This is a genomic window from Amycolatopsis sp. NPDC023774 (genome assembly GCF_040639695.1).
Lineage (GTDB): Bacteria > Actinomycetota > Actinomycetes > Mycobacteriales > Pseudonocardiaceae > Amycolatopsis.
This window is the reverse complement of the sequence record NZ_JBFAAJ010000008.1, coordinates 216,307-235,876: the sequence shown is the minus strand read 5'-3', so window position 1 is coordinate 235,876 and position 19,570 is coordinate 216,307. Positions and strand designations below refer to the sequence as shown.

General features: G+C 71.4%; 20 protein-coding genes and 1 pseudogene. 10 read left to right on the top strand and 11 right to left on the bottom strand.

Going from position 1 to position 19,570, the window contains the following annotated elements:
- Nucleotides 1-20: 20 nt before the first annotated feature.
- The 3 genes from AB0F91_RS20125 to AB0F91_RS20115 are packed head-to-tail and all read right to left on the bottom strand — an operon-like array spanning nucleotide 21 to nucleotide 2,490.
- The gene (locus AB0F91_RS20125; RefSeq protein ID WP_360599162.1) at nucleotides 21-1,118 is read right to left on the bottom strand and encodes a 4-oxalomesaconate tautomerase; all 1,098 of its coding nucleotides are present in this window, start codon (nucleotides 1,116-1,118) and stop codon (nucleotides 21-23) included.
- Nucleotides 1,115-1,819, bottom strand: coding sequence for a 4-carboxy-4-hydroxy-2-oxoadipate aldolase/oxaloacetate decarboxylase (locus AB0F91_RS20120; RefSeq protein ID WP_360599160.1), 705 nt, complete (start codon nucleotides 1,817-1,819; stop codon nucleotides 1,115-1,117). The genes AB0F91_RS20125 and AB0F91_RS20120 overlap by 4 nt, the downstream gene beginning before the upstream one ends.
- Nucleotides 1,820-1,836: 17 nt before the next feature.
- A complete protein-coding gene (locus AB0F91_RS20115) occupies nucleotides 1,837-2,490 on the bottom strand; it encodes a GntR family transcriptional regulator (protein ID WP_360599158.1) in 654 nt (217 codons plus the stop codon).
- A gap of 158 nt (nucleotides 2,491-2,648) precedes the next feature.
- On the opposite strand from AB0F91_RS20115, the gene AB0F91_RS20110 reads away from it, so the two are divergent.
- From AB0F91_RS20110 to AB0F91_RS20095, 4 genes are read left to right on the top strand one after another with little or no spacing between them, the layout of a single operon-like run.
- Nucleotides 2,649-4,010: an MFS transporter gene (locus tag AB0F91_RS20110; protein WP_360599156.1), complete on the top strand. Its 1,362-nt coding sequence runs from the start codon at nucleotides 2,649-2,651 to the stop codon at nucleotides 4,008-4,010.
- Nucleotides 4,007-4,900: a DUF1932 domain-containing protein gene (locus tag AB0F91_RS20105; protein WP_360599154.1), complete on the top strand. Its 894-nt coding sequence runs from the start codon at nucleotides 4,007-4,009 to the stop codon at nucleotides 4,898-4,900. Before AB0F91_RS20110 ends, AB0F91_RS20105 begins: the two co-directional genes overlap by 4 nt.
- Nucleotides 4,897-5,913: an amidohydrolase family protein gene (locus AB0F91_RS20100; protein WP_360599152.1), complete on the top strand. Its 1,017-nt coding sequence runs from the start codon at nucleotides 4,897-4,899 to the stop codon at nucleotides 5,911-5,913. Before AB0F91_RS20105 ends, AB0F91_RS20100 begins: the two co-directional genes overlap by 4 nt.
- Entirely contained in the window at nucleotides 5,910-6,797 is an 888-nt protein-coding gene (locus AB0F91_RS20095; RefSeq protein WP_360599150.1) for an amidohydrolase family protein, read from the top strand. The genes AB0F91_RS20100 and AB0F91_RS20095 overlap by 4 nt, the downstream gene beginning before the upstream one ends.
- A gap of 94 nt (nucleotides 6,798-6,891) precedes the next feature.
- On the opposite strand, the gene AB0F91_RS20090 is transcribed toward AB0F91_RS20095, so the two are convergent.
- A complete protein-coding gene (locus tag AB0F91_RS20090; protein WP_360599148.1) occupies nucleotides 6,892-7,392 on the bottom strand; it encodes a substrate-binding domain-containing protein in 501 nt (166 codons plus the stop codon).
- Nucleotides 7,393-7,920: 528 nt separating this feature from the next.
- Nucleotides 7,921-8,952 (bottom strand): LLM class flavin-dependent oxidoreductase, encoded by a 1,032-nt coding sequence (locus tag AB0F91_RS20085; RefSeq protein ID WP_360599146.1) that lies wholly within the window; start codon nucleotides 8,950-8,952, stop codon nucleotides 7,921-7,923.
- Between the two features lie 343 nt (nucleotides 8,953-9,295).
- On the opposite strand from AB0F91_RS20085, the gene AB0F91_RS20080 reads away from it, so the two are divergent.
- Entirely contained in the window at nucleotides 9,296-10,888 is a 1,593-nt protein-coding gene (locus AB0F91_RS20080) for an APC family permease (protein ID WP_360599144.1), read from the top strand.
- Between the two features lie 36 nt (nucleotides 10,889-10,924).
- On the opposite strand, the gene AB0F91_RS20075 is transcribed toward AB0F91_RS20080, so the two are convergent.
- Nucleotides 10,925-11,827 (bottom strand): AraC family transcriptional regulator, encoded by a 903-nt coding sequence (locus AB0F91_RS20075; protein WP_360599142.1) that lies wholly within the window; start codon nucleotides 11,825-11,827, stop codon nucleotides 10,925-10,927.
- Between the two features lie 80 nt (nucleotides 11,828-11,907).
- On the opposite strand from AB0F91_RS20075, the gene AB0F91_RS20070 reads away from it, so the two are divergent.
- The 3 genes from AB0F91_RS20070 to AB0F91_RS20060 all read left to right on the top strand — a co-directional run bounded on the left by AB0F91_RS20070 (nucleotide 11,908) and on the right by AB0F91_RS20060 (nucleotide 14,592).
- Nucleotides 11,908-12,675, top strand: coding sequence for an SDR family oxidoreductase (locus AB0F91_RS20070; protein WP_360599140.1), 768 nt, complete (start codon nucleotides 11,908-11,910; stop codon nucleotides 12,673-12,675).
- Between the two features lie 281 nt (nucleotides 12,676-12,956).
- Nucleotides 12,957-13,340 (top strand): hypothetical protein, encoded by a 384-nt coding sequence (locus AB0F91_RS20065; protein WP_360599138.1) that lies wholly within the window; start codon nucleotides 12,957-12,959, stop codon nucleotides 13,338-13,340.
- Nucleotides 13,341-13,362: 22 nt separating this feature from the next.
- Nucleotides 13,363-14,592, top strand: coding sequence for an MFS transporter (locus AB0F91_RS20060; protein WP_360599136.1), 1,230 nt, complete (start codon nucleotides 13,363-13,365; stop codon nucleotides 14,590-14,592).
- Here the strand turns inward: AB0F91_RS20060 and msrA are convergent.
- Both msrA and AB0F91_RS20050 read right to left on the bottom strand, forming a co-directional pair.
- Nucleotides 14,550-15,043, bottom strand: a pseudogene (gene msrA, locus AB0F91_RS20055) (peptide-methionine (S)-S-oxide reductase MsrA). The gene AB0F91_RS20060 and the pseudogene msrA sit on opposite strands and share 43 nt — an antisense overlap.
- Complete coding sequence (locus AB0F91_RS20050; RefSeq protein WP_360599134.1) at nucleotides 15,040-15,942, bottom strand: LysR family transcriptional regulator; 903 nt, start codon at nucleotides 15,940-15,942, stop codon at nucleotides 15,040-15,042. The pseudogene msrA and the gene AB0F91_RS20050 overlap by 4 nt, the downstream one beginning before the upstream one ends.
- Before the next feature lie 83 nt (nucleotides 15,943-16,025).
- Between AB0F91_RS20050 and AB0F91_RS20045 the strand changes: the two genes are divergently transcribed.
- The gene (locus tag AB0F91_RS20045) at nucleotides 16,026-16,880 is read left to right on the top strand and encodes an EamA family transporter (RefSeq protein ID WP_360599132.1); all 855 of its coding nucleotides are present in this window, start codon (nucleotides 16,026-16,028) and stop codon (nucleotides 16,878-16,880) included.
- Here AB0F91_RS20045 and AB0F91_RS20040 read toward each other — a convergent pair.
- From AB0F91_RS20040 to AB0F91_RS20030, 3 genes are all read right to left on the bottom strand, one after another.
- The gene (locus AB0F91_RS20040) at nucleotides 16,877-18,067 is read right to left on the bottom strand and encodes an RNA polymerase sigma factor (RefSeq protein ID WP_360599129.1); all 1,191 of its coding nucleotides are present in this window, start codon (nucleotides 18,065-18,067) and stop codon (nucleotides 16,877-16,879) included. The genes AB0F91_RS20045 and AB0F91_RS20040 overlap by 4 nt on opposite strands.
- A 7-nt stretch (nucleotides 18,068-18,074) precedes the next feature.
- Nucleotides 18,075-18,428, bottom strand: coding sequence for a YciI family protein (locus AB0F91_RS20035; protein WP_360599127.1), 354 nt, complete (start codon nucleotides 18,426-18,428; stop codon nucleotides 18,075-18,077).
- Nucleotides 18,429-18,650: 222 nt separating this feature from the next.
- Nucleotides 18,651-18,827: a hypothetical protein gene (locus AB0F91_RS20030; RefSeq protein WP_360599124.1), complete on the bottom strand. Its 177-nt coding sequence runs from the start codon at nucleotides 18,825-18,827 to the stop codon at nucleotides 18,651-18,653.
- Nucleotides 18,828-18,936: 109 nt separating this feature from the next.
- Here AB0F91_RS20030 and AB0F91_RS20025 point away from each other — a divergent pair, with 109 nt between their 5' ends.
- Nucleotides 18,937-19,563 carry a DsbA family oxidoreductase gene (locus tag AB0F91_RS20025; protein ID WP_360599122.1) on the top strand — a complete coding sequence of 209 codons (627 nt, stop codon included), beginning with the start codon at nucleotides 18,937-18,939 and terminating at the stop codon, nucleotides 19,561-19,563.
- Nucleotides 19,564-19,570: the final 7 nt, after the last annotated feature.

Here is a 19,570-nt window from a genome sequence, read left to right as displayed (position 1 = left end):
GCGTCCCCGGGGAATCGGCGTCAGCGCGGGAAAACCGTGCCGTCGAACAGCTTCCGGGCTGTGCGCACGACCCCGCTGCGGCGCACCCGCGGCGGGGTCTCGCCCGCGTCCACCTCGACCTCGACCTGAAGGTGGCCGGTCGGGTGCTCGACGTCGATGCGCGAGGTGCCGGGCAGCTTCGCCAGCTCGTGCCCGACAGCGCCGTCCAGCAGGAGCGCCGTGGCCACGCTGACGGCCCCGAGCACCCCGATCGACGTGTGCGGTTCGAGCGGGATGAACGTACGGGTGCAGATCGTGCCGCCGTCGACGGGCGGCGCGACGAGCGTGGTCTTCGGGACTGAGCTTTCGCGCACGTCGCCGAGGCCCATCAGCTCGGCCGCCTGCAACCGCAGCGACTGGATCCGCTCCCGCAACGCGGTGTCGGCCTTGAGCTGATCGACCGTCTCGTAGCCAGTGAGCCCGAAGTCGGCGGCCCGGGCGACGACGACGGGCATGCCGTTGTCCACACAGGTCACCGGCACACCATCCACAGTGTCCACGAGACGCCCGGTCGGGAGCAGGCCGTGGCCGGTCGACCCGGCGGTGTCGGCGAAGTCGAGCACCACCGGCGCCGCGGTGCCGGGCACGCCGGAGATCGCCGTGTCACCCGCGTACTCGACGACCCCGCCGGGGGTGGGGAAGCGGGCGACCGCGGTGCTGTCGGAGTTGACCATCCGGATCCGCACGGTCGTCTCGCCGTCGCCGGCCGGCACGAGGCCGCGTTCCACCGCGAACGGGCCGACCCCCGCGAGCAGGTTCCCGCAGTTCTGCCGGTCGGTCACGGTCGCCTCGGCCACACCGAGCTGCAGGAACAGGTAGTCGACGTCCGCACCGGGCGAGGTGCTCGGCGACACCACCGCCACCTTGCTGGTGAGCGGGTGGGCGCCGCCGATGCCGTCGATCTGGCGCGGGTCGGGGCTGCCCATGATGCGCAGCAGCAGATCCTCGCGCTCCGCCGCGTCGGCGGGCAGGTCCTCGGCGCGGAAGTACGCGCCCTTGGACGTGCCGCCGCGCATCAGCAGGCAGGGGACGGCGGTCAACGCCGCCTCCGAGGGAGGGCGTACGTCGGCGGCGTTCACGCCTGCTCCTTCGCGTACTCCTCGGCGGTCACCCACCGCACGCCCAGCGAAGTGAGTTTCTCGCGCAGCCCGTAGCGGTCGAGCCCCAGCTCGCCGCCGGCCAGGGCCGCCCGGGTGGCTTCTTCCTTGGCCAGGCGCGCTTTCGACGCGGTGATGCCCCGTTCGACGTCGGCCTGCGCGACTCGCAGCACGCCGTCGTCGTCGGCCAGGATCACGTCGCCGGCGTGGATGGTCTGCCCGCCGACGGTCACCGGCACGTTGACCGACCCGGCCGTCGCCTTCACGGTGCCCTGCGCGCTGATCGCCCGCGACCACACCGGGAAGCCCATTTCCTTGAGCTCCGCGACATCACGCACGCCCGCGTCGATCACGAGACCCCGCACGCCGCGCGACACCAGCGACGTGGCGAGCAGCTCGCCGAACATCCCATCGGTCGAAGGGGAAGCGGTGGTGACGACGAGGATGTCGCCCGGCCGGCACTGCTCGACCGCGGCGTGGATCATCATGTTGTCGCCGGGCCAGCACAGCGCCGTCACGGCCGAACCGCCGATGCGGGAGCCGCGGTGCAGCGGGCGGTGCTCGGTGCCGACGTAGCCGACGCGCCCGAGCGCCTCGTGCACCGTGGCGACCCCGAAGCCGGCCAGCTCGTCGATCTTGTCGCCGGGCGCCCGGGGGACGTCGGTCACCACCACGTTGTTCATTCAGCCTGCTCCATCGCTCAGTTGTCGGTCTCGCGCAGCGCGGTGATCACGCTGCGCAGGTGCGCCCGGGCCGCTTGCTCGGCGGCGTCCGGGTCGCGGCGGGCGATCGCGTCGATGATCGCCAGGTGCTCGGGCAGCGACACGTGTGGCCGGCCCGCGCGCATGGCGAGCCGGAACTGGTGGCGGACGATCTGGCCGTGGAGCCGCTCCAGCAGCTCCGCGGCCACGGTCTGTCCCGCGATTTCCCGCACCGTGCGGTGCAGCTCGCGGTTGAGCTCCGAGTACTTCATCGACTCGCCCTCGTCGACGGCCGACCGGAGCCGCACCGCCAGCTCACGCAGCGAGTCGATCTCGTCGTCCGTCGCCTTCTCCGCCGCTTTGGCCGCGCACAGGCCCTCGAGCACCATGCGGCACTCGGTGATGGCCACGGCCTCCTCGACCGACACCACCCGTACCCTGGCCCCGCGGTGCGGGATGCGCTCCACCAGGCCTTCCGCGGTGAGGTCGATCAAGGCCGCGCGCATGCTCGCGCGCGTGACGCCGAAGGTCTCGGCCAGCTCGGCCTCCACCAGCCGCTGCCCCGGGACGACGTCGCCTGCCAGCAGGGCGGCCCGCAGCGCGTCGAGCGCGGCTTGCTTGCCGGCCTCCCCTTCCTTGGGCGTGGTGGTCATCCCGGCTCCTCTCCTCGATGGTGACGCTAAGCATCCCATACGAGATTGTCAACAATTTCGTAGACGACTCTTGTGACGATCCGGGTCCGCGAGTTACGTTCCCCCGGACCACCCCGGCCGCGAAGACGCGCCCGGCACGACAGGAGATGATCACGACGATGACCGGACCGGCCACGTCACCGCCCGCCGCCTCGGGGGCCAAGACTTCGACCCGCAACGCCGTCATCGGCGCTTCCTTCGGCTTCTTCGTCGACATGTTCGACGTGTACCTGCCGGTGGTCGCGCTGACGCCCGCGATGAACTACTTCCTCCCACCCTCGGTGTCCGCGGGCAGCCGGGCCGTGATCACGTCGCTGATCTTCGTGGCCACCCTCATCGGCCGTCCGCTGGGCTCGATGATCTTCGGCCGCCTGGCCGACAAGGTAGGCCGCCGCCGCGTGACGCTGTGGTCGATCACCGGCTGCGGCATCTGCACGCTGCTCATCGCGGTGCTGCCCGGCTACCACGCCGTGGGCCTGCTCGGCGTCGTGCTGATGGTGGTGCTGCGCCTGATCGACGGCGTGTTCCTCGGCGGCGAATACACCGGCGCCACGCCGCTCGCCATGGAGGCGGCCCCGACCGGCAAGCGCGGCTGGTACGGCGGCCTCGTGGGCATGGGCTTCCCGATCTCGTACTGCGCCATCTCGCTGGTGACGTTCGTGATGCTGCGCATCGCACCCTCGGGCGGGGTGAACTCGGCCTACTCGCAGTGGGGCTGGCGGGTGCCGTTCCTCGTGGGCGCGCTGCTGTGCGCGGTGTTCTGCTGGTACTTCTCGCGCACCGTCGAGGAGTCCGAGACGTGGAAGTCGGCGAAGAAATCGCGCACGCCGATCCGCGATGTGCTCGTGGGTTCCTCGCGCAAGCAGTTCCTGCAGGTGTTCGTGATCATGAGCGGCATCTGGTTCGCGTCGAACCTCGCCTCCGGCCTGCTGCCCAGTGCCCTGCAGTACCAGGCGCACGTGTCGGCGACGCAGGTCACGGCCGCGCTCGTGATCGTGCAGGCGATCCACTCCGTGCTCTTCCCGTTCCTGGGGGCGTGGTCGGAGAAGATCGGCCGGCGCAAGTTCCTCGCGTGGTCCGGCATCGGCATCGGCGTGGTCTGCGCGGCCGCGTTCGCCACGATCAGCCTCGGCTGGTGGTCCGGCTTCGGCGCGGTGCTGCTGCTCACGTTCGTGATCCGGATTTCGGGTGGCAGCACGTTCGCCGTCACGCCGTCGTACCTGTGCGAGCGGTTCCCGCCCGCCGTGCGCGGCAGCGGTTTCGGTCTCGGCTACAGCATGCCGCTGATCCTGACGTCGTTCTACGCCTACTACCAGAACTGGCTCGGGCACATCATGCCGTCGGGCCTCACCGCCGCCGCCCTGCTGGTGCTCGGTGGCGCGCTGGTGCTCGTCGGGTCGCTGCTCGGCCCGGAGACCAAGGACGTCGACCTCGGCGTCGCGACCGCGGGCCAGCCGCAGGCCAAGCCGGTGAGCGCATGACGACCACAACTCTGCTGGGCCTCGGTGAAGTGGGTTCCGTCCTCGCGGAAGACCTCACCGGGGTGGAGCTCACCGCGTGGGACGTGGCGCTGGCGGATCCGGCGAGCGCCGCCGCGCGCAACGCGGAACGGTTCGGGCTGGGGTCCGCCGTGGACGCGCACGACGCCGTCCGCGGAGCCGACCTGGTGATCAGCGCCGTGACCGCGGCCAACGACCTCACGGCGGCGAACTCGGTCGCCGACGGGCTGCCCGCGGGCTGCTGGTTTCTCGACCTCAACTCCGCGGCACCCGGCCAGAAGCAGGCCTCGGCCGAGGTGATCGAGAAGGCCGGCGGCCGCTACGTCGAGGCCGCCGTGATGTCGCCCATCAACCCCAAGCGCCTCGCCGCGCCGATGCTGCTCGGCGGCCCGCACGCCGCCGAGTTCGCGGAGTTCGCGCGCCCGCTCGGGTTCACCGGGATGGAGGTCTACGCCGACGTCGTCGGCCGCGCGGCCGCGACCAAGCTGTGCCGCTCCGTGGTGATCAAGGGCGTGGAGGCACTGCTGACCGAGTCGCTGCTCGCCGCGCGCGAATGGGGCGTCGAGGAGCGCGTGCTCGGCTCCCTGTCCAACCTGCTGCCCTCCGACGACTGGGAGCAGCTCGCCGCGTACATGATCTCCCGTTCGCTGGAGCACGGCGTCCGCCGCGCCGAGGAGCTGCGGGAGGCCGCGGTGACCGTGGCCGAGACCGGCGTCGAGCCCGTGATGGCGGAGGCGATCGCGCGCCGCCAGGACTGGGCGGCGGCCCACCGGCCCGCGGACCTGGGCGAACTCGAGAAGCGGCTGCTGCCGCTGCTCGACGCGGTCCGCACGCGAATGTCCGAAGAAGACCCGAAAGGCGACACCGAGTGATCATCGACTGTCACGGCCACTACACGACCGTGCCCGCGGCCCACACGAGCTGGCGGGACGCGCAGCGCGCCGCGTACGACGCGGGCACCGCCGCCCCGCCATACCCGGAGATCGGCGACGACGAGCTGCGCGAATCGGTGCAGGGCCAGCTCGGGCTGATGGCCGATCGCGGCGTGGACCTCACGGTGTTCTCGCCGCGCGCGTCGGCGATGGGCCACCACATCGGTGACGAGGCCGTGAGCACCGAGTGGGCGCGGGTGAACAACGACCTCGTCCACCGCGTCACCACGCTCTACCCCGAGAAGTTCATCGGCGTCTGCCAGCTGCCGCAGTCGCCGGGCGTGCCGGTGGAGCACTCGGTGGCCGAGCTGCGCCGCTGCGTGGAGGAGCTCGGGTTCGTGGGCTGCAACCTCAACCCCGATCCGAGCGGCGGGCACTGGACCGCGCCGCCGCTCACGGACAAGAGCTGGTACCCGTTCTACGAGGCCATGGTGGAGCTCGACGTGCCGGCGATGGTGCACGTGTCGGCCTCGGACAACCCGAGCTTCCACGCCACCGGCGCGCACTACCTCAACGCCGACACCACCGCGTTCATGCAGTTCCTGCAGTCGGATCTGTTCACCGACTTCCCGGGCCTGCGCTTCGTGATCCCGCATGGCGGGGGAGCGGTGCCCTACCACTGGGGCCGCTATCGCGGGCTCGCCGACATGCTCGGCCGCCCGGAGCCCGACGAGGGTGTGCTGCCGAACGTCTTCTTCGACACCTGCGTGTACCACCAGCCGGGCATCAACCTGCTGTTCGACGTGATCAACGTGGACAACGTGCTGTTCGGCTCGGAGATGGTCGGCGCCGTGCGCGGCATCGACTCGCGCACCGGGCACCACTTCGACGACACCCGCCGCTACGTCGACGCGCTCGGACTGTCCGATGAGGACAAGACGAAGGTGTACGAGGGCAATGTGCGTCGCGTCTACCCGCGCCTGGACCAGGCGCTGAAGGCGAGGGGCGTGTGAGCGCGTTCACGGCCGACCCGGGCTGGCTGCCCTACGACCCGGACCCGTCGAAGCCGGCCTTCGTGCTACCGCCGGGCACCGTCGACGTGCACACGCACGTGTTCGGCCCGGGCGAGGTGTTCCCCTACGCACCCGAACGCAAGTACACGCCGACCGACGCCGGCAAGGAGCAGCTGTTCGCCCTGCGCGACTTCCTGGGCATCGACCGCCAGGTGATCGTGCAGGCGACCTGCCACGGCGCCGACAACAGCGCACTGGTCGACGCCCTCGACGCGGCGGGCGAGCGCTCCCGCGGCATCGCGACGATCCGCGGCACCGAGTCCGACGAGGAGCTCGCCCGGCTGCACGCGGCCGGCGTGCGCGGCATCCGGCTGAACTTCGTCCGCCGGCTCGTGGACCCCAAGCCCGACGCGTACTACCACGACCTGGCCGCGCGGATCGCGCCGCTGGGCTGGCACATCGTCGTGTACTTTGAGGCCGCGGACCTCGCCGAGAAGTGGAATCTCTTCACCTCGCTGCCGGCCACGGTTCTCGTGGACCACATGGGCCGCCCCGACGTCACGAAACCCGTCGACGGCCCGGAGTTCGGCCGCTTCCGCACCCTCCTGCGCGAGCACCCGAACTTCCACGTGAAGGTCACCGGCCCGGAACGCCTCACGGTGGCCGGCCCGCCGTACGACGACGTGGTGCCCTTCGGCCGCGCGCTCGTGGAAGAGTTCCCGGACCGCGTCCTGTGGGGCACGGACTGGCCGCACCCCAACATGAAGAGCCACATGCCCGACGACGGCACGCTGGTCGACTTCGTGCCCCGCATCGCGCCCAGTGCCGAAGCGCGGCAGAAGCTGTTGGTGGACAACCCGATGCGGTTGTACTGGACCGACTGACCACGGCCGACTGACCACGGCCGACTGTCCACGGGCGGCTGAAGGCGGGCCGACCAGGCTGGGGAGCCGGGCCGTCCGAAGTGGACGGCCCGGCTCAGCCCAGCCGCTCGGCGACGCGCGGGGGAGCGGTGTCGCTGTCACCGGGGAGATCGTCATCGGCCAGACCTCCTGCACCGGGTCCTTCGCCGAGGCGACGCGGGCGAGCACGATCTCGCCGAGCCGCCGCCCGTACGCTTCCAGCGAAACCGCGAACGTGGTCAGCGACAGCACGAGGTAGTCGCACACCGGGTTCTTGCGGATCCCACCACGGCCAGGTCCGCGCCCGGCCGCACACCGCGGCCTCGGCGAAGCGCCGGTAGAGCCCGACCGCGAGCGTCTCCTGCGCCAGCATCACGGCCGCCGGCGCCGGCGCCATCGCCAGCAGGCGTTCGGCCAGCAGCCCGCCGCCCTCAGGGGTGTCGGGCAGGCGGATCTCGGCGGCGGGCTCGAGCCCGTGCGCGGCCAGCGCCTGCCGGCAGCCGCGCGTGTACTCCCAGGTGCTGTTCACGTCTCCGTCGTCGTAGGCCAGCGTGATCCGCGTGTGCCCGGCGGCCACGAAAAGAACCAGGTCGCCGCATTGTCGGCAAGGTTGATCACGAGGGCATCGCAGCGTGGGCTGACCTTCTTGAATACCCGGTGCCCTGCGGTCCGGCGCGCCGAATACCTGACGGCAAGCAGGAGCGAAGTCTCCAGGACCCGTCGGTGCAGCGAATGCGCTGGGAGAATCGCCTTTCCGGCGCGGCTTCGGTGATCGCGAGGTCGGCGCTGATCGACTTGCGGGCTTCCTGGTGCGTCTCACCGGTGAACCGGCGGCGCACCAAGGCGAGTTCGCCGACTGAAGCAGGCACGGCGGAGTCCTTCCTTCGTCACCGCCCGGCTCGACGAGGAGGGATCCAGCCATGGCTCTTCAGGCACCCACGAGGGTGCGATCAGTCGTTCGCTGTTCGGTGGTTCTGTCGCCCGGGGTGCCGGGTGGGCGACACCAGCAGTGCCCGCACGGTGCGTGACGAAGGATAGCGCAGGGTGAGTCGCGCGAGGGTTGTCCGGGACGCATCTCACCCCTGTGCGGAGCGCGCGCCGAGGATCAGACGGCCGGCTTCCAGCCCAGCTCAGGGCCCAGCCGGGTGGCGATGTCCGTCAGGATCTGCACGTAGTCGGCGTGCTCGAAGGTGAACGGAAGCGCGAACGCGACTTCCGAGACCTCGCGGAACGCGGCATCCGCGTAGAGCCGCTCGGCGATGGAAGCCGACGTGCCCACCAGGTCCTCCGCGAAGGTCATCCGGGCGGGGCCGTGGGCCTTGCCGACGCGGGGCAGGCGGGAAGCGGCGTACGCCTCGTACTTCGCCCGCTGCTCGGCGCTCGCGCTGTCGGTGGGGATGACGACCAGGCCCTGGGACACGCGGGCGCCGGCGCCGAGGGGGTGGTGGGCGCGGAACTCGCGGATCTGCGCGGCCTGGATGGCGGCGAAGTCGATCTCCGTGGCGTCGGGGTCCTCGACGCGCACCACACTGCTGGCCAGCAAGTTCATGCGGTGCTCGCCGGCCCAGCGGGCGGAGCGGGTGCTGCCGCCGCCGTACCAGAGGCGGTCGGTGAGACCGGGCGAGTGCGGCTGCACGCGGGGCGAGTACTCCTCGATGCCCTCGGTGCCGCTGAAGTCCGTGGCCTTCTCGCCGCGGATGAAGGACAGGAGGCGTTCCACGCGCTGGTAGCCGAAGTCCTCGACCGACGCGGTGTCGGGGTAGAGCGCGGGCGCGAGGTGATCGTAGTGGCGCGGCTCGCCGACGCTCAGGCCCGGATTGAGGCGGCCGCCGGACAGGATGTCGACCGTGGCGAGGTCCTCGGCGATGCGAAGCGGGTTTTCCCAGCCGAGGGGGATCACGGCGGTGCCCAGCTCGATGCGGCTCGTGCGCTGCGTCGCGGCGGCCAGAACCGCGACGGGCGACGAGATCCCGAACTGCAGGTGCCGGTGGCGAACCCACGCGCTGTCGAAGCCGAGCTCCTCACCGAGCTGGATGACCTGCAGCGTCGACTCGTGACCGGCGGCGGGATCGGCCTCGTCGAACAGCCCGATCGTGAGGAAGCCCAGCTTGCGCAACGGTTCCGAGGTGATCGGCACGGCAGTTCCTTCCTGGCTCCGGGTCCTTGTCGCACATCAACCTCGGCACCGCCGGGATTGTTCCGGTTCGGGAGTGGTCTGGAGCACTTCGTCGGTATCTCACGGTAGGGTCCGAGTTCCCGGACTGAAACTAACTTGTAACGGGGCGAAGGTTCCACTCCGTCGGTGCGCACGCCAGAATCGCGCGTTGTGATCGCGTCAGAAAAGATTCGGAGGTTTGCCGTAAACCCTGAAAACAGGTACTGGCGCGAATCATTCGGACAAAGTTCCCGAACATTCGGATCGAGGCTCATCCATGGTTGAACCTGCCCAGAAAACCGCAGTGGCGGGCACTTCGCCGAGAATGCGCAGATCGGTCGGTTTCTACGGCCTGATGTTCGTCTCGCTCGGCTCGATCATCGGCTCCGGCTGGCTGCTCGGCGCGCTCAAGGCGGCGAAAGTCGCAGGCCCGGCGTCGCTCGTTTCGTGGGTGCTGACCGCGGTCATCATGGCCACGCTCGCCCTGGTCCACGCGGAGCTGGGCGCGGCCTACCCGGTCGCCGGCGGCACGGCCCGGTACCCTGCGCTCGCGTACGGCGTGCTCGGCGGGTTCGTCGGCGGCTGGGTGGCGTGGCTGCAGGCGGTGGCGCTCGCGCCGGTGGAGGTCGAGGCGAGTCTCGAGTACCTCGACAACGTCACCTGGATCAAAGAACACCTGAATCTGCTGAGTCCCTCGGGCACGCTCACCGCGAGCGGATTCGGCTGGGCGACGCTGCTGATGGCGATCTTCACGCTGATCAACCTCGTCGGTGTGAAATTGCTGTCGGAAAGCAATTCGGCCACGGCGATCTGGAAGACCGCAGTGCCGGTGCTGACCGTGGTCGTGCTGCTGTCGCTGCGGTTCCACCCGGGCAACTTCACCGCGGGCGGCGGCTTCGCCCCGCACGGCGCCCACGGCATCTTCGCGGCGCTGCCGGTCGGTGTGGTGTTCGCGTTGCAGGGCTTCGAACAGGCCGTGCAGGTCGGCGGCGAGGCGCGCGACCCGCAGAAGGACCTGTCGCGCGCGATCATCGTCGCGATGGTGATCGGCACGATCGTCTACCTGCTGCTGGAGGTCGCGTTCATCGGCGCGCTCGACCCGGCGGCGCTGCTCAAGGGCTGGGACAACCCGATCGCACAAGGGTCCTTCGGCCCGTACGCCACGCTGGCAACCCTCGCCGGCGCGGGCTGGCTGTCGTACGTGCTCTACGCCGACGCCTTCGTGTCTCCGGCCGGCACGGGGATGCTGTACCTCGGCACGTCGGCGCGCCTGTCGTACGCGATGGGCCGCGAGCGCACGCTGCCGAAGGGCCTGGGCAAGCTCAACGTGCGCGGGGTTCCGGTGTGGTCGATCGGGTTGTCCTTCGTGGTCGGCGAGATCGCGTTCCTGCCGTTCCCGAGCTGGCAGTCACTGGTCAGCGTGATCACCTCGGCCACCGCGCTGATGTACGCGTTCGCCCCGATCTCGATGATCGCGCTGCGCAGGCGCGACCCGGACCGCCCGCGCCCGTACCGCGCGCCGATGCCGAAGGTGCTGGCGCCCGCGGGGTTCGTGGCCGCGAACCTGATCATCTACTGGGGCGGCTTCGACATCACGTGGAAGATCATGATCGCCGTGGTGATCGGCTTCGTCCTGTTCCTCATCGCGCGCGCGACGAGCTCCAAGTTGGAACTCATCCCGATCGACTGGAAGGCCGCGCAGTGGATCGCACCGTGGCTCGCCGGACACGTGCTCATCGGCTACCTCGGCCGCTACGGGGAGTCGGGCAACATCAGCGCCCTGCCGGAGTGGGTCGACCTGCTCGTGGTGATCGTGTTCAGCCTGGCGGTGTTCTACTGGGCCGTGAACGTCGCGGTGGACAGTGACAAGGTGAAGGCGGCGGTCGAGCGGGAGGCGCTGGAGCTGGCCGTGCAGTGATCTCGCGGGTGACCGGTTTCCCTCGCGGGAGACCGGTCACCGGCGCCGCCACGCACCGGGCGTCGTGCCTTCCCGGCGGCTGAACACGCGGGTGAGCGCGGCGTTGGACTCGTACCCCACCCGAGCGGCGATCTGCGCGACGCTGAGGTCGGTCTCGCGCAGCAGCCGCTTGGCCTGGTGCAGCCGCCACGACGTGAGGTAGCTCAGCGGCGTCTCGCCGACCACGGCCCGGAACGCGGCCGCGAACGCCGAGCGCGAAAGGCCGGCCTCGCGGGCCAGCGCCTCGACGGTCCACGGGCGCGCGAGGTCGGCGTGCAGCGCGCGCGTGGCGGCGGCGAGGCGCGGGTCGCGCTGGGCGGCGAGCCAGCCCAGGTTGCCGCCTCCGCTGTCGCAGAACACGCGGACGGCCTGGATGAACAGCACGTCCGCGAGCCGGCTGGTCACGAGGCGGGAGCCGAGACCCGCGCCGGCCTCCTCGCGGGCGAGCAGGTCGAACGTCGCGCGCAGTTGCTCCCCGGCCTCGCCGTGCAGATCGAGCAGGAACAGCGGCGGCAGCATCGCGAACAGCGGCTCGGCCGCGGTGGCGTCGAACGAGAACCGGCCGGACACGATGTCGGTGCGCTCACCGGTCCCGCCGTGCGCCGCGACGGTGCGTTCCGGCTCGGTGAGCAGGGTTTCGCACTCGAGGAGCTCCCGGCCGGGCTCGTCTTCGAGCTTGAACCGCGCGCCGGCACGCACGACGAAGCAGTCTCCCGCCGTGAGCCGGCGCGGTTCGCCCACGTGCTCGCCCGTGAGCACGCACGAACCGGAGGCGATCAGCACGAGGCGGGTGGTCTCGGGCGCGTGGAAGGCGATGCCCCACGGCGCGCCGGCCTCGATCCGCACGTACCGCGATTGCTCGATCCGCATCGCGGTGAGCACGTCCTCCACCGGATCCATGGGGGCTCCTGGACGATCGGACAACGATTGCGGACCCGAAGGTAACACTCGTCCGGTCTGGCGGTTCTAGCGTGGGTCGCATGAAGATCACCGAACTGTTCGACCTGACCGGCAGGACTGCCCTCGTCACCGGGGCGAGCCGGGGGATCGGCGCCGCCGTGAGCCGGGTGCTGTCGGAGGCGGGCGCACGCGTGGTGCTGGTCGGCCGGTCCGCGGAGACCCTGGCTGCGGTGGCGCGCGAGCTCCCGGGTGACGCCGACGTGGTCGCCGCCGACCTGGCACGCCCGGACGCCCCGGCCGAGATACTCGCCGCCGCGGGCCCCGTCGACGTCCTCGTCAACAACGCCGGCAATGGCACGGGCGCGGGTTTCGCGGACTCGCTGCAGCTCACCGACGTCGACGAGGCCTGGGCGGTGTACCTGCGCGCCCCGATCGTGCTGTCCGGCCTCGCCGCCGCCGGCATGGCCGCGCGCGGCGGGGGCAGTGTCGTCACCCTGTCGTCGGGCGCCGCCCACCAGGGCCTGCCCGGGTTGTCTGTCTACAGTGGACTCCGGGCCGGCGCCGAAGGCGCCACCCGCGCGCTGGCCGCCGAGTGGGGCTCCCGCGGCGTCCGCTTCAACGCCGTCAGCCCCGGTGCTGTCCGGACCACCCTCGGCGCCTGGATCGTCAACGACGACTCGGCCCGGGCGAAGTACCTGGAAACCGTGCCGCTGGGCCGGGTCGGTGAGCCGGACGATGTCGCTGCCGCCGTGTTGTTCTTCGCGTCCCCCGCGTCGTCGTACATCACCGGCCACACCCTCACCGTCGACGGCGGCTGGGTCACGACGGCGCCGTCGCCGGTGGGCTGAGCCGGATCCACTGACCGCACCGCCGGCCGGGTCCCGATGTCCTTGCCGGATGAATCCCGTGGGGGTTCTCGGCGTGGTCGGTATCCGGACGCGGTTGACTTGTCAGCGCTCTGTGCCGCCTGACGGCTCCGAATCCGCCGTCGCCGGTGGGCCGAGCAGGATTCTGGCTTTCGCCGTGGTGAACTCGGGCGCCGGGCACTGGACGGGAACACGCTGCGGGTGCTCGACGTCGGCGGCGGAACCGGTGAGCCGCCGCGCTGGCTCGCGGCGGAGGGCACTCCGTGCGCGTCGTCGCGGTGCCCCGGCACGTCGAGGCCGCGGCCGGGATCCCCGGCGTGACGGCAGAACTCCGCGACGAGACGCTGGGGGGCACTCGGCCCTGGCGGGGTGTTGTGCGCGACGGCGATCAGCCGGTATTTGTCGCCGCCGGAAAGCCGACGCGGCCGGCGAGGTCATCGGCACCGGAAGGTACGACGGTCACGTCGGGTTCGTTCCCGCTCTTTCCCACCGCCGCGGAGATGGCCGCCGAGCTGCCGTCGGCCGGTGTTCGCGACGTCGACGTGTTCGGCGTGGCAGGTCCTGCCTGGACGGCGCTTGACGTTGAGCAACGCCGGCCCGCACCTCCTCGCCGCCGGAAAAGCTTAGGCAGGGGCAAAATCGCTTGACTCCCGCAGCAGACTCGCCGGTATGGGGTCGTGGGGGCGGTTGCAGCTGGTCGCGGTGTTCGGGTCGGCGGGGGAAGGGCTGGTGCTGTCGGCGATTCCGCTGCTGGCCGTGTCGATCACGACCGACCCGCGGGAGATTTCGCTGGTGACGGTGGCCGGGCAGGCGCCGTGGTTGGTGTTGTCGTTGTTCGCGGGCGTGGTGATCGACCGGGCGCGGCGGACGGCGGTGCTGGCAGGGGCGTACGCCGTGCTCACCGCGGCCGCCGTGGTGCTCGCCGTGGCCGGGTCGGTGCGCGGGCTGAGCCTGCCCGTGGTGGCGGTGGTGGCGTTCGTGGTCACCACGGCGCAGGTGTTCGGCGACGGGGCGAGCGGCGCGCTCGTGCCGGACGTCGTGGGGTCCGACCGGCTGGCGGCGGCGAACGCGCGGCTGCAGGTGATCGACCGGGGGCTGGTGCAGTTCGTCGTCCCGCCGGTGACGGGTGTGCTGCTGGGGATCGGGGCGGGAATTCCGGCGTGGGGCGCCACGGCGGCGGCGGTCGTGGCGTTCGCCTTGGTGCGCGGGATACCGTCGGCGCCGCCGGTCAAGTCGCCGTCGCACCCGGTGCGCGACATCGGCGAAGGTCTGCGGTACCTGGTGGGCACGCCGCTGCTGCGGTCGATCACGATCACTGTCGCGCTGGGATCGTTCGCGGCGAGCGCGGGCAACGCGATGCTGGTGCTCTTCGCGACGCAGGTGCTGCACCTCGGGCCCACCGGCTACGGCGGGCTGCTCGCGTGCCTGGCCGTGGGCTGGGTCGCGTCGTCGTTCGTGATCGACCGGGTGGTGCGACGGCTGGGCTACTCGTGGTCGATGCGGCTGGCGCAGAGCTGCGCGGTGGTGGCGCAGCTCGCGATCGCTGTGGTGCCGCCGTGGCCGCCGGTCGTGGGGCTGGTGCTCGTGTTCCTCACGGCGACCACGCTGGTGTGGAATGTCTGCTCCCAGTCCTCACGCCAGCGCTTCACGCCGTCGCCGTTGCTGGGCCGCGTGCTCACCAGCCACCGCGCGCTGGCGTGGGGCCTGACCCCACTCGGCGCGCTCGCCGGAGGGTTCGTCGCCGCGCAGGTGAGCCTGCGCGCGGTGTGGGTGATGAGCGCGCTGATCCAGCTTGCCGGTGCCGCGGTGGTGTGGTGGCAGCTTTCGCCGTCCGCCTTCCGCGATGCGGAACTTGCTCAGGCCCGCTTGGGCAGCTTCCAGCCCGGCCGCGGGAAGTGACACGAGTACCCGTTCGGATACGTCCGCAGGTCGTCCTGGTGCTCGGGCTCGGCTTCCCAGAAGTCGCCGGCGGGGGTGACCTCGGTGACGACCTTGCCGGGCCAGAGGCCGGAGGCCTCGACGTCGGCGATGGTGTCTTCGGCGACCTTCTTCTGCTCGTCGTTGGTGTAGAAGATCGCGGAGCGGTAGCTCAGGCCGATGTCGTTGCCGTTGGTTGGCGGTTCTTCGTGGTCGGGTCGTGGACCTGGAAGAAGAACTCGAGCAGGTTCCGGAAGTCCGTCTGCGAGGGGTCGTAGAGGACCTCGATGGCCTCGGCGTGGGTGCCGTGGTTGCGGTAGGTGGCGTTGGGTGTGTAGCCGACGCGGGTCGACACGACGCCGGGCTGGTGGCGGAACAGCTCCTCCATGCCCCAGAAACATCCGCCGGCGAGGATCGCCTTTTCCGTCGTCATGGTTCGCCATCGTGGCCGCGCCGCAGCAGGCCGAGCACGAGCGCGAGCGGCGGCCACGCGTCCCGCCCGCGCCGGGTGGCCGCGAACGACCGCAGCCGCACGTCCGGCCCGGTCAGCGGCAGCAATGCCACCTCCGGCCGAGTCGGGCGCGCGACCGGCAGCAGCCCGACGCCGGGCCCCGCGACGATCAGGTCCTCCACGAGATCGAGGCTGTCGGCCAGGTGCGTGACGCGCGGGGTGAACCCGACCATCGACGCCAGAGTGCGCACCACGTCCTCGTCGGCGCGGTTGCGGGAATTGCCGATCCAGTCGTGGTCGCGGAACGCCTCGAACACGGCCAGCGTGCCCTCGCCGGCCACCCGGGTCGCGTCCGCCGCCGGCACGCCCAGTCCCCACGCGGCCGTCCACAGAGGACGGACATCGAGTGACGGGTCCGTGGTCGCGGGCGCGAGGTCGTAGTCGTAGACCAGCGCCAGGTCGATGTCGTCGGTCAGCAGCTGGGCCAGGGCTTCGGCAGGTTCGTACTCGCTGATCACCAGCTGCACCCGTGGCTGCGTCCGCGCCAGCCGGTCGGCCGCCGGCAGCAGAGCACGCCGGATCGCCGTCGCGAAGCCCGCCACCCGCACGGTGCCGGCCGGCTCCGCGTGCGGATCCAGATCCGCCCGCGCCGCCTCCACAGCGGCCAGGATCGTCACGGCGTGCTCGGCCAGCCGCCGCCCGGCCGGGGTCAGGCGCACGCGCCGGCCGTCCGGTTCGAGCAGGGGCGCCCCCGTCTCCCGGGCCAGCGCGGAGATCTGCTGCGACACCGTCGACGTGGTGGTGTCGAGCACATCGGCGACCGCGCGCATCGAGCCGAGCCGCGACAGCTCGAGCAGGAACTGCAGCCTGCGGGTGTCCATGCCGCCATTGTCCAGGGTTCCCGAACAGTACGTCCACGATCGGCACGTGGACATGAACGGTGGGCGTCGGTTCTCCTGGACGCGTGCTCTTTTCCTCCACCCGCGCCGGGGCGGCGCTCGCCGTCGCCGCGATGCTCTGCGTACAGCTCGGCCTGGCGCTGTCCGTCGGCCTGTTCGACCGCGTCGGGCCCGAGGGCGCCGCGTGGCTGCGGCTCGCCTGGGCCGGGGTGCTGCTGCTCGTGCTGGTCCGCCCGCGCCCGTCCTCCTGCAGCCGCTCGTCGCTGCTCGCATGCGTGCTGCTGGGCGTCGTCACCGCCGGCATGACGATGCTGTTCATGGCCGCCGTCGCGCGGCTGCCGCTGGGCACCGCGAGCGCGCTGGAGTTCCTCGGCCCGCTCACGGTCGCGATCACCCGCGGACGCGGCGGCAAACGCCTGTGGCCCGTGCTCGCGGCGGTCGGCGTGCTGCTGCTGACCGAACCGTGGGAGGGCGGGGCGGATCTGCTCGGTGTCGGCTACGCACTCGCGTCAGCGGTCTGCTGGGCCACCTATATCGTGCTGACGCAGCGCGTCGGTGACGAGGTGTCGGGTGTGCGCGGCCTCGCGGTGTCCATGCCGGTGGCGGCGATCGTGGCCACGCTGGTGCAGGGGCCGGCGGTGTTCGGGCACCTGTCGTGGGAGCTGCTGCTCGCCGGGCTCGGACTCGCGATCCTGCTGCCGGTGGTGCCGTTCAGCTTCGAGATGCTCGCGCTGCGGCGGCTCACGGCGTCGGCGTTCGGCACGCTCATGAGCCTCGAACCCGCCATCGCGATGACGATCGGGCTGCTCGTGCTCCACCAGGTGCCCGACCTCGCCGCGGCTGCGGGAGTGCTGTTCGTGGTGGTCGCGGGCATCGGTGCCGAACGCACGGGTGCGCGGGAACCCGTTGCGTCGCCTTAGGTTTCGGCCAGGCGCGCCCGGCGCGTCCGCAGGAAGGCGCGTTCGGTGTCGTTGCCGGCCAGGCTGATCGCCTCGTCGTAGGCGGCGACGGCTTCCGCGGTCCGGCCCAGCCGCGTGAGCAGATCGGCCCGGGTGGCCGGCAGAAGGTGGTACCCCGGCAGGTCCAGCTCGTCCACGGCGGACAGCGCCGCCCCCGGACCGTGCACCTCGGCGACGGCGACCGCCCGGTTGAGCGCGACGACCGGGGTCGGGGAGTGCTGCAGGAGCTGGTCGTAGAGCGCCAGGACCTGCGTCCAGTCGGTGGCCGGCCCGTCGGTGTGCACGGCGTTGATCGCGGCTTGCAGCTGGTACGGACCCGGCTGTCCCCGGCGCAGGCAGCGGCGCACCAGCTCGTGCCCCTCGGTGATCAGCTCGTGGTTCCACCGCGACCGGTCCTGGTCCGACAGCACCACCAGCTCACCCGAAGGCCCGACGCGAGCAGGCCGGCGCGCTTCGGTGAGCAGGAGCAGCGCCAGCAGGCCGAGTACCTCCGGCTCGTCCGGCATCAGCTCGGCGAGCGCCCGCGCAAGGCGGACGGCTTCCAGACACAGGTCCGTCCGCACCAGCTCGCCCGACGTCGACGTGTAGCCCTCGTTGAAAACCAGGTAGAGCACGGTGAGCACGGGCGGCAGCCGGTCGGGCAGGTCGGCCGCGCCCGGCACCCGGTAGGGGATGCCCGCGTCGCGGATTTTCTTCTTGGCACGCACGATCCGCTGGGCGACGGTCGCCTCCGGCACGAGGTAGGCACGCGCGATCTCCGGCACCTCCAACCCGCCGAGCAGCCGCAACGTGAGCGCGGTCTGCGCGAGCGGTGACAGCGCCGGGTGGCAGCAGGTGAAGATCAGGCGGAGCTGGTCGTCGCGCACGGGTCCTGCCTCCTCCGGCTCGTCGGGCTGATTCAGCAGCAACGCCTGCGCGTGGCGGGATTCGCGAGTGGATTCGCGGCGCAGGCGGTCGATGGCGCGGTTGCGGGCGGTCGTCACGATCCACCCGCCGGGGTTGGGTGGCAGCGCGTCGGCCCACCTGGTGACCGCCACCGCGAACGCGTCCTGCACGGCCTCCTCGGCGAGCCCGATGTCGCCGAGCAGCCGCGTCAGCGTGGCCACGCAGGGGCCGTACTCCGCCCGGTAGACGCTGTCGAGGTCCACCGGCGTCTCAGCGTTCCGAGAGGTCGTCGAACGGGCGCACCTCGATCGGCTGCCCGCAGGCCAGCGCGCACTTCTCGGCCCACGCCAGCGCCTGGTCGAGGTCGTCGCACTCGATCACCCAGAACCCGCCGAGCTGTTCCTTCGTCTCGGCGAACGGGCCATCGGTGATCGTGACCGTGCCGTCGCCGGGCCGCACGACCGTGGACGCGTGCGAGGGCCGAAGGCCGCCGACGAACACCCACACCCCGGCGGACTTCATGTCCTCGGTGACCTGACCGGTCCGGGCCAGCATCGCCTCGAAGTCGTCCTCGGGCTCCGGTTTGCTCTCGTCGAGCTGGACGGCGAGCAGGTACTGCTTCACGGCGGGCTCCTTCGCTCGGGCGACCGGTCCGTTCGCCGGTCCCTCACCCTGCCCACGAACGGGCTCGACGCCATTCGACACCACGAAGGACGAAATTTCTCGGTTTTGCCGTGTTTCCGGCCGCCCTACACGTCCGCGAGGTCTTCTGGCGCTTGCTCGCGTAGTGGATCGCCCACGCGGCGGCGTCGAACGCGAGGCCGGTGAGCGGGTTGCCCATCGCGATCATGGCGAACGCGCGCCGACCGTGCGGTCCTGGTCGTAGAGGTACTGCTGCACCACGAACCGCGACGCGAACACCAGCGTCGCCGTGGCCGTGGTCAGCCCCGGGATGAGCCCCGCGAAGGAGTCGGGCCCACGGTCGGGTGGTCCGGGCGTCACCGTGCGGTGGGTCCGGCTCACGGCGAGCCGCCCCACCCGCGCGGCGCCCGGTTGCCTCGCCTCGCAGGAAGGGCCGCTTACCTGGGAGTGCGTACTTCTGGATCACCTCCGCGGTCCTTAGGCTGGGGGTATGCACGTGGAAATCTGGAGCGATGTCATCTGTCGGTGGTGCTACCTCGGGAAGGCGCGGTTCGAGGCGGCGCTGGAGGGGTTCGAGCACCGGGACGAGGTGGAGGTGACGTTCCGGTCGTTCGAGCTGGACCCGTCGCGCGACACGGTGGAGCCGTTGCAGGAGATGCTGACCGCGAGGTACGGGCCGCAGGCGGTGGAGATGGAGGAGCGCCTCGCCGGGCTGGTCGCGGAGGTCGGGCTCGGGTACCGGTCGGACCGGGAGATCGGCAACACCTTCGACGCCCACCGGCTGATGCACCTCGCGCGCGAGCGCGGGCTGGAACACGACATGGTGGACGCGTTGTTCAAGGCCAACTTCGCCGAGGCGCGCCCGCTGTTCACCGGGGACACGCTGCTCGACGTGGCGGTGGAGGCCGGCCTGGACCGCGACAACGCGAGCCGCGTGCTGGCCGATCCGGCGGCCTACGCGGACGCGGTGCGCGCGGAGGAGCGGGAAGCGGCGCAGCTCGGCGCGACCGGGGTGCCGTTCTTCGTGCTGGACCGGCGCATCGGCGTCGCGGGTGGTCAGGCCGTCGAGGTGTTCGCGCAGGCGCTCGAGCGCGCGTGGGGCGAGCGCGCGGCGTAACCGGAGT

What these genes read in the sequence shown, in the direction of transcription:
- AB0F91_RS20120 (WP_360599160.1), bottom strand. Translation starts at nt 1,819, where the DNA reads ATGAACAACGTGGTGGTGACCGACGTCCCCCGGGCGCCCGGCGACAAG.
- AB0F91_RS20115 (WP_360599158.1), bottom strand. Translation starts at nt 2,490, where the DNA reads ATGACCACCACGCCCAAGGAAGGGGAGGCCGGCAAGCAAGCCGCGCTC.
- AB0F91_RS20110 (WP_360599156.1), top strand. Translation starts at nt 2,649, where the DNA reads ATGACCGGACCGGCCACGTCACCGCCCGCCGCCTCGGGGGCCAAGACT.
- AB0F91_RS20105 (WP_360599154.1), top strand. Translation starts at nt 4,007, where the DNA reads ATGACGACCACAACTCTGCTGGGCCTCGGTGAAGTGGGTTCCGTCCTC.
- AB0F91_RS20080 (WP_360599144.1), top strand. Translation starts at nt 9,296, where the DNA reads ATGCGCAGATCGGTCGGTTTCTACGGCCTGATGTTCGTCTCGCTCGGC.
- AB0F91_RS20075 (WP_360599142.1), bottom strand. Translation starts at nt 11,827, where the DNA reads ATGGATCCGGTGGAGGACGTGCTCACCGCGATGCGGATCGAGCAATCG.
- AB0F91_RS20070 (WP_360599140.1), top strand. Translation starts at nt 11,908, where the DNA reads ATGAAGATCACCGAACTGTTCGACCTGACCGGCAGGACTGCCCTCGTC.
- AB0F91_RS20060 (WP_360599136.1), top strand. Translation starts at nt 13,363, where the DNA reads ATGGGGTCGTGGGGGCGGTTGCAGCTGGTCGCGGTGTTCGGGTCGGCG.
- AB0F91_RS20050 (WP_360599134.1), bottom strand. Translation starts at nt 15,942, where the DNA reads ATGGACACCCGCAGGCTGCAGTTCCTGCTCGAGCTGTCGCGGCTCGGC.
- AB0F91_RS20025 (WP_360599122.1), top strand. Translation starts at nt 18,937, where the DNA reads ATGCACGTGGAAATCTGGAGCGATGTCATCTGTCGGTGGTGCTACCTC.